This window comes from Mesorhizobium sp. M0633, assembly GCF_040320645.1.
Lineage (GTDB): Bacteria > Pseudomonadota > Alphaproteobacteria > Rhizobiales > Rhizobiaceae > Mesorhizobium.
Genome location: NZ_JAMYQC010000012.1, coordinates 1 through 15,183 on the forward strand (window position 1 = coordinate 1; position 15,183 = coordinate 15,183).

A 15,183-nucleotide genomic window follows, 5' to 3' on the forward strand; every position below is an offset into this window, starting at 1 on the left:
TGCTGGCGCAACCCGACGCCGGGTTCCGCGTCATCGGCGTGCTCTATCAGGAGTTCGTGGTCCGCTGCCGCATAGAGGGCCTCGCCGCGGTCGTGCCGGATCTGCCCGCGTTCCGCCGCATGCTGACGCGCGCCCGCGCCGGCCTCGGCTCCGACATGGCAGGCGACGATGCCTGGCAGGACGTCTCGACGCGCGCCTCGCTGCTGCCCGAGGATATGCAGGGTGTGTTCATGATGATCGCCCGCGCCGCTAAGGAGGGCTGGCCCTGCCCGAGCGACGCGGCAATCGCCCGCGCCTACGGCTCGCACTCGCTACGCCGCGCGCGGCGCCTGCTGACCTATATCGAGGAGCAGGGGCTGATCGTCTGCCAGCTCGACGGAGCCGGACGGCGGACGGTGACGCTGGTGGAGCTGGCCTGGGCGACGGCGCCGGGCGATCCGAATGCGGCGGAGGCGGAGCAGGGGAGGGTGGCTGTTTGATTGGGATGGTTTAGGCCAAAACTGACGTTACTCAACATCAGCAAAGCGCCATATCCGGACCTTGCCAGTGATGCCGTGAATGTTAAGTCTCGGCTCCGATGCGGACGTTCCGCCCGAGTTCGAAGACTGACCGCGACCGTTCTGCGGCCTTCGCATCGATAGCGCCAATGAGCGGCGTCCCACATACCACTCCTTGTGTCCATTGGGAGGGGTCGTTGTGGACCAAGCCCTACTACCCGGGCTTGTGACGAAGCCGATCCAGCGCGTCTCGAAGTGCATTGGCGGCATCGCCACGCTCGTCAGGGGCCATCAGCTCCGGTTCAAGTTCCAACCTGAAGTGCGGCAGCTCGGTTCGAACAGCACGACGAGCGGCCGCCAGATTGGCCTTCAGATCGATGACGCGGTAGGTGGCGACGGGATAGGCGATCCCCTTGACCTGGACTTGCCCCAGTTCCTCACAGTCGATTGCGTCCTTCACTTGCGCAAACGTCTCGTAGGAAATGAGGATGGCCCCCGGCGGCGCCTCCTGCTCCAGGCGCGAGGCGAGATTCACGGCGCCGCCGATTATCGTGTAGTCCATCCGGTCCTCGCTGCCGAAGTTACCGACGGTGCAGTAGTCGGTATGGATGCCGATGCGACAGCGCAGCGGTGTTTCGATCCCCATGTCCCGCCAGACTTCGGCAAGCTCGCTAATCCGCTTTTGCATTGCAAGTGCCATCTGCGCGCAAGCCAGCGCGTCCTCCTTGACGCCGCGAGTCTCGGGATCGCCGAAAAACATCAGGATCGCGTCGCCGACATATTTGTCGATCGTCGCGCCGTGATCCGAAGCAATTTTCGACATTTCCGTCAGATAGTGATTGAGGAGTTGGGTGAGATCCTCGGATTCCATTTTGTCTGTGGTCTCGGTAAAGCCGGCGATATCGGAGAAGCATATTGTCAGTTTCTTCCGCTGGCTGGCGATCCTGACCTCCTGGCGGCCGGTGAATATCGAGCGATACACCTGGGGCGCCAGATACTTCGCCAGCTTGCTGGAAAGCGCCTCCAGAACCACGGATTTCTCGGCGAGGTTCTCCTCCCTTTGCTTCAGCTCAGTGATGTCCGAATAGACGGCGACCGTGCCGCCGGCGCTGATCCGCCGCTCGCTGACCATGACCCATCGCCCGTCGCCTCGCCTCTGCACCCAAGGTTCGCCAGGGTTGCGGTGCCGCGAGAGGCGCTCGGCGACCCACTCCTCGACCCGCCCCTCGGCGTCCCTGATGTAGCCGCGCTCAGCGGATCGGCGAATGATTTGCTCGAATGTCGTGCCGGGCGTCAGTTCGCTCTCCAGACCGGTGTAGAGCAATTCGCGGTAGCGGCTGTTGCTGAGGACGAGCCGGTCCTCCCAGTCGTACAGAGCGAATCCTTCGGAGATGCTTTCGATGGCATCGATGAGCCGCTGACGAGCTTCCGCAACGTCGCGCAGGTTCTTTTCCTCGACCTCGACAGCAGTATCCCGGAAGAGTCTCAGCGCTTCGGCCATGCGCCCGATTTCGTCGCTGCCCGCGGCTGGCAGCGGCGCACGAAGATTGCCCCCCGCAATCGCGAGCATGCCTTGGCTCACGGCCCCCAGTCGGGCGAGGAGGCTGCGGTCGACATAGAGCCAGACAACCAGAACCGAACTCAGGAGGCTGAGAAAGGCGGAGCCGAGTACAACCGCGGTGCCGTAGCGCTGGACGAGCGCGGCTTCGCGACCGGACGCAGCGATCTCCTGATCTGCCGTGGCGACCAGGCGATCGACGCCAGCGGTGAGATTGCGCGACAGTCGATTGTTCTCGGCCAGAAGCCTTTCGCCCTGTGCCAGGACAGCAAACTCGTCCTCCCGCACCTTGGGGATGCTGTCCTCGCCGTCGGTCAAACCCCTGAACTCGTCAACACGCTGCCGGAAGCGGGTCCGCAGCTTTTCGTCGATCTCCGTGGAAACCTTTTCAAGAGCAGTGAGCGAACGGCGTAGCGGAAAAAGGATCAACGCCAGGTCGCCCGGCGTCGGCGCGTTCGCGACCTTCACCAGCGCGTCGTTGACCGCGGAGATCTCCAGCTGCGCCTTCTGCTGGGGAATGTAAGCCGCAATCGCCTGGACCAGGTCGGCCATCGCCGCTGCGCGTCGATCGGGCGACAGCGACGTGTCGGCCGCGACCGCCCGCCATTGCGGGAGCCTGGAATCCATTACTAGGATGCCGGTGGCCACAAGGCGCTGGCTTCCGGTCGTCGTCGCGGCGAGGCGGTTCAGGAGCTCCTCCTTGCGGGCGACCACGTCGAGCCGGGCGACAACAAGAGAGTCGAGCTCCTTCAGGTTGCGCCTCAGAACAATCGCGGCTTCCTCGATCTCGGCCAAAGGCACTGTGCCCAACGTGGCATCCCGGAGGTCCGTGCGCAGGGCCTCGAGGCGGGACATCTCGAGCGCGACGGCAGCCGAGACCTCGCTGTGCTGAGCCCTGCTTGTCGCTGCCAGCACCGATGGCGCGGCAGCAGCGACCCGTTCGGCCTGGCGCGACAGCTGGAGGGAGGCGAGCGCCGACGGCACTCGATCCGTGGTAATTCGGTCCACGACGTCGCCAACTTGGAGGAAGGCATAAAGCGCCGCAGCGGTTGCCAGCACCGCAAGGGCGCTGATCCCGAAAAAGGCGAGCAACAGCCGGCCGCGTATGCCGAGGCGTTCAAGCTCGGCGAGTCGGAACAGTCCGGCCACACTGGTCTGCATCAGACTAGACATCTCAGCCGGCACGCCGGCGATCAGCGAACCCTATTCAACCGGCACGTACTCTCCGCCGCGCCAGACGTACCAAACCCAACTCTGCTTCGTGAGGTCGCCCTTGTCGTCGAAATCGACCCGGCCGATGACGGTGTCGAATTCCTGTTCGTGCAGTGCCGCAATGATGGCCTTCTGCTCCAGCGAACCTGCCTTCGAGACTGCCTGGGCCCAAACCTGGACCGCGCAGTAGCTCAACAGCGTGTAGCCCGCGGGTTCGAAATTCTCCGCACGGAACTGCTCAACGACCGCGGCCGCTTCGGGGCTTCGCCTCGGGTCCGCCGGGAACGTGAAGAGGGTCCCCTCCGCCGCGGGGCCGGCGATCAGGGCAAATTCCTCGGTCGCCAAAGCATCTCCGGATATGAGCTGAACCGTGTAGCCACTGTCGTGTGCAGCGCGAGCAATCAGCGCAACCTCGGCATGATACCCACCCACATATAAGGCGGAGACGCCGGCGGTCTGCAACGTAGCGACCTCGGCCGAATAGTCGTCCTTCCCGGGAATGTATGCGTCGTAAACGGCCTCAGTCACGCCCCGCTTGTTCAGCTGCTTCCTGGTCTCGTCAGCGAGACCCTTCCCATAGGTCGAATTGTCGTGGAGGATCGCAATCTTCTTGTTGCCCCAGCGATCGGCAAGGTAGTTGCCGGCGATGAAACCTTGCGCGTCGTCGCGGCCAATGGTGCGAAAGACATTGGCACGGCCCTGTTCGGTCAGCTGCGGATTGGTCGAGCCTGGGGATATCTCAACGACGCCCGCCTCCTCGTACACTTTTGATGCGGGGATCGAGGCCCCGGAGCAATAATGCCCGACGACGAGCACGACCCCGTCAGCCACCAGCTTCTTGGCGGCCGCCACAGCTTGCTCGGGATCGCAGAAGTCGTCGACCGAGATGAGCCTCACCTTCTGGCCGAGCACGCCGCCCGCCGTGTTGACGTCGGCCACTGCCATCTCCGCGCCGCGCTGTCCCTGCTCGCCGATCCAGGCGAGCCGTCCCGTCATCGCAGCCGAGACACCGATCAGCACCTCCGCCCGCGCTGAGCTGAACGCGGCCGCGAGAACTAAGATCGCTATGGCGATGATGCGGTGCATGTGTGCACCCCCTTAACTGCAGCTTACGCCAATCCCGTCAGAGCCGACAGCCCCTTCCGCAAGCGCGGCTGTCTCGGGCTGCTATTGCAGCGCACACCCCAATTTGGCGAAGCAATCATACACTGGAATGGCGTGTCATAACTCGTTCGCTGAGGTCGGAATCGCGCGCGTTACCACTGACCGGAGTGAGCGTCGTGATTGGGTCAAAGCAGCCCCCCGCCTCAGCTTCCCCCTATCTCTCCTCCACAATCCGCAAATAAGCCGCCGTCACAAACAGCACGATTTACCCAAACAATATCCACCACGCCCCTTCCGGCATCTGCAAAATCGTCAGCAGCGTCGTCAGCGCGGTGGGGATCAGCGCCGTTGATTGTGCCGGTGCAGCCGCCGCGGCCGCCGAAGATCGAGGTGCCGCCGACGACGGCGGCGGCCACCCAAGGCAGCACCAGCGGGTCGGCGAGCGACGGCCTTGATCAGGCCGATGTAGTGCAGTGCCGACGAGCACGCTCGAGATAACGTAGAGCGCCGTGATCACCTGCCAGCAGCGGACGCCGGACAGGCGCGTTGCCCGTTCGTTGTCGCCGACCGCCGCCCGCGACGCTGGCCGTCGCGTCCAATTCCTCAGGCGGCGCCTGGACGCCGGCTTTGTTTCCGTGAATCTCGCGATGCCGCATTGCACAATCGTCTCGCCTGCGCAAAATGCGGCATGATCCGCAAATCCCTCACTGTCCTGGTGATCGATGAGAACCACATCCGCGCTTCGATAATCGAAGCGGGATTGCGGGAGGCCGGGCATCAGCAGGTCACGGTCATCCATGACGTCGCCGGCATAGCGCGGCGGATCGCCGAGATCGAACCCGACGTGATCGTCATCGATCTCGAAAATCCCAACCGCGACATGCTCGAAAACATGTTCCAGCTTTCGCGCGTGGTGAAGCGGCCGATCGCCATGTTCGTCGACCGCTCCGATCAGGCTTCGATCGAAGCAGCGGTGGAAGCCGGAGTGTCGGCCTATGTCGTCGACGGCCTGCGTCAGGAGCGGGTCAAGCCGATCCTCGACATGGCAATCAGCCGCTTCAATGCGTTTTCGCGCATGGCGCGCGAACTGGAAGAAGCCCGCAGCGAATTGGAAAGCCGCAAGGTGATCGATCGAGCCAAGGGCATCCTGATGAAGTCGCGCGGCCTGTCGGAGGACGCGGCGTATACGCTGCTGCGCAAGACCGCCATGAACCAGAACCGCAAGATCGCCGAGATCGCCCAGAGCCTGGTAACGGCGGCAGGCCTGCTGGATCCCGAGGAGAGTTGAGAATGGCGGCCGAGCACCGGATCAATGCTGGCTTCATGCCGCTCTTCGACAGCGCTGTCCTAGTCGCGGCGAAGGAAATCGGCTTCGCCCTGCGTGAAGGCATCGACCTGACGCTCAACCGGGAAACATCCTGGGCCAACATCCGCGACCGCATCGCCATCGGCCATTTCGACCTGGCGCATATGCTGGGGCCGATGCCGATCGCCTGCAATCTGGGGCTGACGCCGCTCGCCTCCGATACGGTCGTGCCGTTCTCGCTCGGCCTCGGCGGCAATTGCGTGACGGTTTCGAACGAGGTCTGGGCCGGCATGGCCGCGCACGGCGCCCAACCCGATCTCGATCCGGCGCGGGCCGGCAAGGCATTGCGAGCGCTGATTCGCGAACGGGCGAATGGCGGCGGCGATCCGCTGCGCTTCGCCGTCGTCCATCCGCATTCCGGGCACAATTACGAATTGCGCTACTGGCTCGCCGCCTGCGGCATCGACCCGTCGCGTGAAATCGAGATCGTCATCGTGCCGCCGCCATTCATGGCCGACGCGCTCGCCGCCGGCAGGATCGACGGCTACTGCGTCGGCGAACCCTGGAACAGCGCCTCGGTCGTCGCGGGCACCGGCCATATCGCCACGGTCAAGGCGGCCATCTGGAAGACCAGCCCCGAGAAAGTCGTCGGCGTGCGCAAGGCATGGGCGGAAAGAGAGCCGGACGCGCTTTCAGCCCTGCTGCGTGCGCTTCATCACGCGGCGCGCTGGTGCCAGGATCCGGCAAACCGTGACGAACTCGCGGCCCTTATGGCGCAGCCGGCCTTCCTCGGGCTTGCGCCGGCGCTGCAGATGCCGATCCTCAGCGGGCATCTGGCGCTCGGCGGCGGCGCCGAACTGAGTGTCGGCGACTTCTTTCTGCCCTTCAACAAGGCGGCGAACTTCCCGTGGAAGAGCCATGCGCTGTGGTTCTACACGCAGATGGTGCGCTGGGGGCATGTCGCGCACACGCCGGAAAACCTCGCTATTGCCCGCGACTGCTACCGCCCCGATCTCTACCGCTCGGCGTTGAAGCCGCTTGGCGTGGCGCTTCCCGGTGCCAATGCCAAGGTCGAGGGCGCGCTGAAGGCCGCGACTCCGGTCGGTTCGGCGGGGGCAAGCCTGGTGCTCGGTCCCGATGGTTTCTTCGACGGCCAGATCTTCGATCCCGACGAGATCGACGCCTACATTGCCGGCCAGAAATTGGCGCGCGCCGAAGTCTGATCATTTCGGCGGCATTCTTGTGCGCTGCACAAAAAATGTGCGTGCAACTGCGCTAATGAACAATCTTTGGCTTGCTCGCCCAGCGGGCCGGCGCGCCGACGATTTTGGCATGTCGTTGATCTCGTTGATGTTTGTCATCCATTCCGAAACTGGCACGGTTCCTGCGTTGCAATAGGCAGACTCTTCTCGGGTCACGGAATAGGCGTCCAATGGCGGGCGCTACAGGCAACGCTGCCGCTCAGGTCAACACGCGATCCCGGATGGACGGACGCGCGCGGCCTGGCCGGCGGCTTTTTTGTTTTGGTCGAACACGCAATCGACGGCGCCGATCCCAAGCCGCGCCCAACCGGAGATGACGATGACGAAAAGCACCAATAGCCATTCCGCCCAAACGGCGATCGGCCGCCGCGATTTCCTGAGGATCAGCGCGGCCACCGCGGCAACGCTGGCCGCGGCGCGTGCGCTGCTGCCCTCCGGCGCCTATGCGGCGCCCGCCGCGCCGGAAGTCACCGGCGCCAAGCTCGGCTTCATAGCGCTGACCGATGCGGCGCCGCTGATGATTGCCAAGGAGAAAGGCCTGTTCGAGAAATTCGGCATGCCCGATGTCGAGGTGCTCAAGCAGGCCTCCTGGGGGGCGACGCGCGATAATCTGGTGCTCGGCGGCGAAGCCAACGGCATTGACGGCGCCCATATCCTGACGCCGATGCCTTATCTGATGCACACCGGCAAGGTGACGCAAAACAAGCAGCCGCTGCCGATGGCGATCGTGGCCCGGCTCAACTACGACTGCCAGGGCATTTCTGTCGCCCAGGAATATGCCGGCACCGGTGTCGGCCTCGACGCCTCCAAGCTGAAGGACGCCTTCGCTGCGAAAAAGGCCGCAGGCAAGGAGGTGAAGGCCGCCATGACCTTCCCGGGCGGCACGCACGATCTTTGGCTGCGCTACTGGCTGGCTGCCGGCGGCATCGATCCCGACAAGGACGTCTCGACCATCGTCGTGCCGCCGCCGCAGATGGTCGCCAACATGAAGGTCGGCAACATGGACGTGTTCTGTGTCGGCGAGCCGTGGAACGAGCAGCTCGTCCACCAGGGCGTCGGCTTCACCGCCGCCACCACTGGCGAACTGTGGAAGGGCCATCCGGAAAAGGCGCTCGGCCTGCGCGCCGCCTTCATCGACAAGTATCCGAACGCCACCAAGGCGATCCTGATGGCCGTCATGGAAGCCCAGCAATGGTGCGAAGCCAAGGAAAACAAGGACGAGATGGCCGCCATCATCGGCAAGCGGCAATGGATGAACGTGCCGACCGCCGACATCATCGGCCGCCTCAAGGGCGACATCAATTACGGCAATGGCCGCGTCGCCAACGGCACCGATCTCTACATGAAGTTCTGGCAGGGCGGCGTGTCCTATCCCTTCAAGAGCCACGACTCCTGGTTTCTCGCCGAAAACATCCGCTGGGGCAAGTTCGCGCCGACCACCGACATCAAGGCGCTGGTCGCTCAGGTCAATCGCGAGGATCTGTGGCGAGAAGCGGCCAAGGATCTTGGTGTCGCCGCGGCCGATATCCCGGCGTCTTCATCGCGCGGCGTCGAGACCTTCTTCGACGGCAAGGTCTTCGATCCGGAGAACCCGTCCGCCTATCTCGACAGCCTGAAGATCAAGGCATCGGCCTGAACGGTGCAAACGGCGCTCGCGCCGTTTGTCGCCACAAGCGCAACGGCGCCGCTTGTCGCCAAATGCCAAAGGAACGTTCGAGAAATGTCTATCCAAGCCATCGAGGACCGCAAGGTGAAGCCGTTCCCCGCGCCTGCCAAGCCCGCCGAAATCATCGTCTTCACCGCCAGGGCGCGGCGCCGCTTCGACCCGGCCGCGATCGCAGGCAAGCTGGCCAGCACGCTGGTGCCGCCGGTCATCGTCATCACCATCATGCTCGTCGTCTGGCAGGTCGCCTGTTCGTCGCCCACAGCCAGCCTGCCACCGCCGAGCCAGGTGTGGAACGAGGCCTATGACCTGATCGCCCATCCGTTCTTCAACAATGGCCCGCAGGATATCGGACTCGCCTGGCGGGTGCTGATCTCGCTGCAGCGCGTCGCCATCGGCTTTGGCCTTGCGGCTGTCGTCGGCGTCGCGCTCGGCGCGCTGGTTGGCCAGTCGATCTGGGCGATGCGCGGCCTTGATCCGGTGTTCCAGATCCTGCGCACGGTACCGCCGCTCGCCTGGCTGCCGCTGTCGCTGGCGGCGTTCCGCGATTCCAGCCCGTCGGCGATCTTCGTCATCTTCATCACCTCGATCTGGCCGGTGATCATCAACACCGCCGTCGGCGTCCGTAACATTCCAGAGGACTATCGCAACGTCTCCCGCATCCTCAGGCTCAACCAGCTCGAATTCTTCGTGAAGATCATGGTGCCGGCCGCGGCACCTTACATCTTCACCGGCCTGCGCATCGGCATCGGTCTGTCCTGGCTCGCCATCGTCGCCGCCGAAATGCTGACCGGCGGCGTCGGTATCGGCTTCTTCATCTGGGATGCCTGGAATTCGTCGCGGCTGCCCGACATCATCGTCGCACTCGCCTATATCGGCGTCACCGGTTTCTGCCTCGACCGCCTGGTCGCGGCGGTCGGCGCCTTCGTCACCCGCGGCACAACGGCAAAGTGAGGAGAGGGACGATGACGGCCTATCTGAAACTCGACCACATCGACAAATCCTTCGCCCGCGGCAGCCAGGTCAGCGACGTGCTGAAGGACATCCGGCTGACCATCGACAAAGGCGAATTCGTCTCGATCATCGGCCATTCCGGCTGCGGCAAGTCGACCTTGCTCAACCTGATCGCCGGCCTGACCAAGGTCTCGGCCGGCGCGGTTCTGCTCGAAGACAAGGAGGTCGATAGTCCCGGCCCGGAACGCGCCGTGGTGTTCCAGAACCACAGCCTGCTGCCATGGCTCACCGTCTACGAAAACATCAATTTGGCAGTCACGAAGGTCTTTGGCCGGAGCAAGAGCCGGGCCGAGCGGCATGAATGGATCATGCGCAATCTCGATCTCGTGCAGATGGCGCATGCCAAGGACAAACGTCCGGCCGAGATTTCGGGCGGCATGAAGCAGCGCGTCGGCATCGCCCGGGCGCTGGCCATGGAGCCGAAGATCCTGCTGCTCGACGAGCCGTTCGGGGCGCTCGACGCGCTGACGCGCGCGCATCTGCAGGACGCGGTGATGGATATCCATTCGAGGCTCGGCTCGACGACGATCATGATCACCCATGATGTCGACGAGGCGGTGCTGTTGTCCGACCGCATCGTCATGATGACCAACGGCCCGGCGGCCACCATCGGCGAGGTTCTTGCCGTGCCGCTGGCCCGGCCGCGCCGGCGCATCGAGCTTTCCTCCGACCGCACCTTCCTGCGCTGCCGCGAGGCGGTGCTGAAATTCCTCTACGAACGCCACCGCTTCGTCGAAGCCGCGGAGTAAGGCCATAACGGGAAAACTCGTCATCATCATTGGCAATCTGCATCGGCAATGGGCAATCTACCGCATTGCACAAATATTATGCTGCTGTGCAAGGCATTTTGACTAATCTTTGATCCGCTGCCGAGCTTGGTCAAAAGCCGCGCGGCTGCGGTTCATATTGATTTCATTCGATAATTAAGAGCGCTGTCGAATTGGCACGCTTCCTGCTTTCCAAAATGTAGGGTCCGCAAGGGCCAAGTGAAACGGCGTCCAATGGCGGGCGCCACAGGCAAAGCTGCCGCTCAGGTCCACACGCGCTCCCGGAACCCCGGACGCGAAGACCTGGCCGGCGGCTTTTTTGTTTTGACGCAATCGACGGCGCTGGTCCCAAGCGGCGCCCAACCGGAGACGACGATGACGAAACGGATCGGAACTGGCGCGTCCCTAGCGGACTTCACGCGCCGCGATTTTCTGGCCGTCAGCGCGCTGACGGCGGCGCTGTTCACCGCCGCGCTCCTCCTCTTTCCCGCCGGCGCCAAGACTGACGGCAAGGGTCTCGAAGTGACCGCGCAAAGGTCGGTTTCAACCAGTTCGCCGATGCTGCGCCGCTGACAGTCGCGAACGAACAGACAAGGGCGGTGCCTCCCACGCCGCAAACCGGAGCCAGAAAATGACCGCAAATCTCCCAGCCGCGCCCAGCCAGGACAGCGCTCCCCGGCAGGCGCTTGCCATGTCCACCATCGCCTTCACCGTCTGCTTCGCGGTGTGGACGATCTTTTCAATCATCGGCGTGCGCATAAAGCAGGAGCTGGGGCTGAACGAGACGGAGTTCGGCCTGCTCGTCGGCACGCCGATCCTCACCGGCTCGCTCGTGCGTATGGTGCTCGGTGTCTGGACCGACCGTTTTGGCGGACGGCTGGTATACACCGCGACCATGCTTGCGGCGGCGGTCGCGACCTTTCTGCTCGCTTTTGCGCACACCTACGGGCAGATGCTGGTCGCCGCACTAGGCGTTGGGCTCGCCGGCGGTTCCTTCGCCGTCGGTGTCGCCTATGTCTCGCGCTTCTTCCCGGCCGGCAAGCAGGGTACGGCGCTTGGCATTTTTGGTGTCGGCAATGTCGGCGCCGCGGTCACCAAGTTCCTGGCACCGTTCGTGCTTCTCTCCTGGGGCTGGCAGTCGGTCGCGCTGATCTGGGCGGCAGCACTCGTCGTCATGGCCGCCGTCTTCTGGTTCACGACCGGCGACGATCCGGTCATCCGCGAGCGCCGCGCCGGCAAGGCAGCGCCCGCGAGAAGCTTCTTGCAGGAATTCGCACCGCTCAAGAACCTGCAGGTCTGGCGCTTCGCCTTCTATTATTTCTTCGCCTTCGGTGCATTCGTGGCGCTCTCGTTGTGGCTGCCCCGCTACCTGATCGGCGTCTACGGCTTCGGGCTTGCGACCGCCGGCATGATCGGGGCGGCCTATTCAATTCCGGCAAGTATTTTCCGCGCCTATGGCGGCGTGCTTTCCGACCGGATCGGCGCCCGCACCGTGCTCTACTGGACCTTCGCTGTCAGTGCCGCCGCGACTCTCGTTCTGTCTCTCCCCTCGGCAGATTACGTCGTGCGCGGTGTCAGCGGGCCGATCGCCTTCCATTTCGAGGTCGGCCCGCTCGCCTTCATAGCCGTTGCCTGTGTGCTCGGCTTCTTCATGAGCCTCGGCAAGGCTGCCGTCTACAAGCACATCCCGGCTTACTATCCGCAGAGTGTCGGCGCGGTCGGCGGCGTTGTCGGCATGATTGGCGGGCTCGGCGGCTTTATCCTGCCAATCGTCTTCGGAGCGCTCAACGACCTCACCGGCGTCTGGTCGAGCTGCTTCATGCTGCTCTTCGTCATCGTCGCCACCTGCTTTGCCTGGATGCGTTTTTCCATCCGGCGGATGGAGCGCACGGCGTCTGACGAAGCTTCAGGCCTTTCCTACGCGGCTGAGTGAGACCGGAGTGGATCAGGACATGACCGAGAAACTCGTCATCATCGGCAACGGCATGGCCCCCGGGCGCATGCTGGAGCACCTCCTGGAAAAGGCGCCTGGGCGCTACCAGGTCACCATCTTCAACGCCGAGCCGCGCGTGAACTACGACCGCATCATGCTCTCGCCGGTTTTGTCGGGCGAAAAGGCCTATGAGGAGATCATCATCCATGGCGACGGCTGGTACATCAAGCACGGCATCACCCTCTACAAGGGCCACAAGATCGTCGCCATCGACCGGCAGGCAAAGACCGTCACCTCCGATCATGGCGTGACCGAGCCCTACGACAAGCTCGTCATCGCCACCGGCTCGGTGCCGTTTATCATTCCGGTGCCAGGCCATGATCTGCCCGGCGTGCTCACGTATCGCGATCTCGACGACGTCCGGGCGATGATGCTTGCCGCCCAGTCGCGGGCCAAGGCGGTGGTCATCGGCGGCGGCCTGCTCGGCCTGGAAGCGGCTGCGGGTCTGAACGCGCAAGGGATGGACGTCACCGTGCTGCACGTCATGCCGACGCTGATGGAGCGTCAGCTCGATCCGGCCGCCGGATATCTCCTGCAGCGCGCCGTCGAGCAGCGCGGCATCAAGGTCATCACCAAGGCCAACACCCAGGCGATCACCGGCAACGGCAAGGTCGAGCGGGTGGAGCTTGCCGACGGCACAGTCATTCCCGCAACGCTCGTCGTCATGGCGGTGGGCATCAGGCCGAATGCGGCGCTGGCGAAGGAAGCCGGCATTGCGGTCAATCGCGGCATCGTCGTCGACGCCGGCATGCGCAGCAACGATCCCGATATCTACGCAATCGGCGAATGCGCCGAGGTCAACGGCCAGGTCTACGGGCTGGTCGCGCCGCTCTACGAGATGGCGCGCGTCGCCGCCAGCCATCTGGCCGGCAATGAGGCGGCGGCTTTCGTCCACATGGACACGCCGACCAAGCTCAAGGTCACCGGCATCGAGCTGTTCTCTCTCGGCGACTTCGCCGAGGGCGATGACCGCCAGGAGATCGTGCTGCGCGATGCCGCGGCCGGCGTCTACAAGCGCCTGGTACTCAAGGACGACCGCATCATCGGCACCGTGCTCTATGGCGAGACGGCGGACGGCGCCTGGTTCAACGACCTCAAGAAGAAGCAGACCGACATATCCGAGATGCGCGATACGCTCATCTTCGGCCAGTCCTACCAGGGAGGCGCCCCCCTGGACCCTATGGCGGCCGTTGCAGCCTTGCCGGATGATGCGGAAATCTGCGGTTGCAACGGCGTATGCAAGGGAAAGATCACCGGCGCGATCACGGCCAGGGGCTTGACCTCGCTCGACGATGTGCGCGCCCACACCAAGGCGTCGGCCTCCTGCGGCTCCTGCACCGGGCTGGTCGAAAAGCTGATGGTGCTGACCATCGGCGACAAATACAACCCCGCGGCGGTCCAGCCGATGTGCAGCTGCACCGCGCTTGGCCATGACGAGGTCCGCCGGCTGATCAAGGCCAAGGGCTTGAAGACCATTCCCGCCGTCATGCAGGAACTGGAGTGGAAGACCTCCTGCGGCTGCGCCAAATGTCGGCCGGCGCTCAACTATTATCTCGTCTGCGACTGGCCCGACGAATACGCCGACGATTACCAGTCGCGCTTCATCAACGAGCGCGTCCACGCCAACATCCAAAAGGACGGCACCTATTCGGTAGTGCCGCGCATGTGGGGCGGCGTCACCAACGCCGCCGAATTGCGCGCCATCGCAGACGTCGTCGACAAGTTCGAGATCCCGATGGTCAAGGTCACCGGCGGCCAGCGCATCGACATGCTCGGCATCCGCAAGGAAGACCTGCCGGCGGTATGGGCCGATCTCGGCCAGGCCGGCTTCGTCTCCGGCCACGCCTATGCCAAAGGACTGCGCACGGTGAAGACCTGTGTCGGCTCGGACTGGTGCCGCTTCGGCACGCAGGATTCGACCGGCTTGGGCATCCGTATCGAAAAATTCATGTGGGGCTCGTGGACCCCGGCCAAGGTCAAGATGGCGGTGTCGGGCTGTCCGCGAAACTGTGCCGAGGCGACCTGCAAGGATGTCGGCGTGATCTGCGTCGATAGCGGCTACGAGATCCATTTCGCCGGCGCCGCCGGTCTCGACATCAAGGGCACCGAAGTGCTCGGCCTGGTCAAGACCGAGGACGAGGCGCTGGAGCATATCGTGGCGTTGACGCAGATGTATCGCGAGCAGGGCCGCTATCTCGAGCGTATCTACAAATGGGCCAAGCGCGTCGGCATAGCTGAGATCAAGCGTCAGATCATGGACGATGGCGAGAAGCGCAAAGCCTATTTCGACCGCTTCGTCTTTTCGCAGAAATTCGCCCAGGTCGACCCATGGTCGGAACGTGCTTCCGGCAAGGACAAGCATGAATTCCGGCCGATGGCTTCGGTCGGCTTTGCCCAGGCGGCGGAGTAGGCGCGTGTTCCCGAAAAGTGGAATGCGTTTTCGGACAAGAACACGCGCAAAAGAGGAATAGCCACATGAACTGGGTATCGATAGGCACGCTCTCGGACATTCCGCGTCGCGGCGCGCGCTGCGTCGCCACGCCCGAAGGCAAGATCGCCGTCTTCCGCACGGCCGACGATCAAGTCTTCGCCATCGACGACCATTGCCCGCACAAAGGTGGGCCGCTCAGCCAGGGCATCGTCCATGGCACGGCGGTGACCTGTCCCTTGCACAATTGGGTGATCTCGCTGGAGACAGGCAAGGCGCTCGGCGCGGACGAGGGCGCGGTGCGCACCATTGCGGTGCGGATCGACGGCGAGCGGCTGTTCATTGCGCTTGAAGCGCTGGCCAGCCGCGCGGCGTGAAC

At 63.9% G+C, this 15,183-nt stretch carries 12 protein-coding genes and 2 pseudogenes; 10 read left to right on the plus strand and 4 right to left on the minus strand.

Annotated features, from left to right (window positions below):
• Positions 1-479, plus strand: a pseudogene (locus NKI47_RS14875) (ATP-binding protein); the annotation flags it as partial.
• Between the two features lie 232 nt (positions 480-711).
• Here the strand turns inward: NKI47_RS14875 and NKI47_RS14880 are convergent.
• The 3 genes and pseudogenes from NKI47_RS14880 to NKI47_RS14890 all read right to left on the minus strand — a co-directional run.
• Positions 712-3,216, minus strand: coding sequence for an adenylate/guanylate cyclase domain-containing protein (locus NKI47_RS14880; RefSeq protein ID WP_352591062.1), 2,505 nt, complete (start codon positions 3,214-3,216; stop codon positions 712-714).
• Between the two features lie 42 nt (positions 3,217-3,258).
• Positions 3,259-4,353: a branched-chain amino acid ABC transporter substrate-binding protein gene (locus tag NKI47_RS14885; RefSeq protein WP_352591065.1), complete on the minus strand. Its 1,095-nt coding sequence runs from the start codon at positions 4,351-4,353 to the stop codon at positions 3,259-3,261.
• A 283-nt stretch (positions 4,354-4,636) separates the two neighbouring features.
• Positions 4,637-4,942: pseudogene (locus NKI47_RS14890) on the minus strand (ABC transporter permease); the annotation flags it as partial.
• A gap of 117 nt (positions 4,943-5,059) precedes the next feature.
• Here NKI47_RS14890 and NKI47_RS14895 point away from each other — a divergent pair.
• Both NKI47_RS14895 and NKI47_RS14900 read left to right on the plus strand, forming a co-directional pair.
• Positions 5,060-5,659 (plus strand): ANTAR domain-containing response regulator, encoded by a 600-nt coding sequence (locus NKI47_RS14895; RefSeq protein ID WP_023676288.1) that lies wholly within the window; start codon positions 5,060-5,062, stop codon positions 5,657-5,659.
• A 2-nt stretch (positions 5,660-5,661) separates the two neighbouring features.
• Positions 5,662-6,900: a CmpA/NrtA family ABC transporter substrate-binding protein gene (locus NKI47_RS14900; RefSeq protein WP_352591068.1), complete on the plus strand. Its 1,239-nt coding sequence runs from the start codon at positions 5,662-5,664 to the stop codon at positions 6,898-6,900.
• 243 nt (positions 6,901-7,143) lie between these two features.
• Here NKI47_RS14900 and NKI47_RS14905 read toward each other — a convergent pair whose 3' ends face one another.
• A complete protein-coding gene (locus NKI47_RS14905) occupies positions 7,144-7,272 on the minus strand; it encodes a hypothetical protein (protein ID WP_352448433.1) in 129 nt (42 codons plus the stop codon).
• On the opposite strand from NKI47_RS14905, the gene NKI47_RS14910 reads away from it, so the two are divergent.
• From NKI47_RS14910 to nirD, 7 genes are all read left to right on the plus strand, one after another.
• Positions 7,259-8,575, plus strand: a complete 1,317-nt coding sequence (locus NKI47_RS14910) for a CmpA/NrtA family ABC transporter substrate-binding protein (RefSeq protein WP_352591070.1) — start codon at positions 7,259-7,261, stop codon at positions 8,573-8,575. The two genes, NKI47_RS14905 and NKI47_RS14910, sit on opposite strands and share 14 nt — an antisense overlap.
• Positions 8,576-8,659: 84 nt before the next feature.
• On the plus strand, positions 8,660-9,556 hold the full coding sequence (ntrB, locus tag NKI47_RS14915; protein WP_352591073.1) for a nitrate ABC transporter permease: 897 nt from the start codon (positions 8,660-8,662) through the stop codon (positions 9,554-9,556).
• 11 nt (positions 9,557-9,567) lie between these two features.
• Positions 9,568-10,365 (plus strand): ABC transporter ATP-binding protein, encoded by a 798-nt coding sequence (locus NKI47_RS14920; protein ID WP_352591076.1) that lies wholly within the window; start codon positions 9,568-9,570, stop codon positions 10,363-10,365.
• A gap of 393 nt (positions 10,366-10,758) precedes the next feature.
• Positions 10,759-10,956 (plus strand): twin-arginine translocation signal domain-containing protein, encoded by a 198-nt coding sequence (locus tag NKI47_RS14925; protein WP_352591079.1) that lies wholly within the window; start codon positions 10,759-10,761, stop codon positions 10,954-10,956.
• A gap of 58 nt (positions 10,957-11,014) precedes the next feature.
• On the plus strand, positions 11,015-12,316 hold the full coding sequence (locus tag NKI47_RS14930; RefSeq protein ID WP_352591082.1) for an MFS transporter: 1,302 nt from the start codon (positions 11,015-11,017) through the stop codon (positions 12,314-12,316).
• Positions 12,317-12,335: 19 nt separating this feature from the next.
• The gene (nirB, locus tag NKI47_RS14935) at positions 12,336-14,786 is read left to right on the plus strand and encodes a nitrite reductase large subunit NirB (RefSeq protein ID WP_023676296.1); all 2,451 of its coding nucleotides are present in this window, start codon (positions 12,336-12,338) and stop codon (positions 14,784-14,786) included.
• Between the two features lie 65 nt (positions 14,787-14,851).
• Complete coding sequence (nirD, locus tag NKI47_RS14940) at positions 14,852-15,181, plus strand: nitrite reductase small subunit NirD (RefSeq protein WP_023676297.1); 330 nt, start codon at positions 14,852-14,854, stop codon at positions 15,179-15,181.
• The last annotated feature ends 2 nt before the right edge of the window (positions 15,182-15,183 follow it).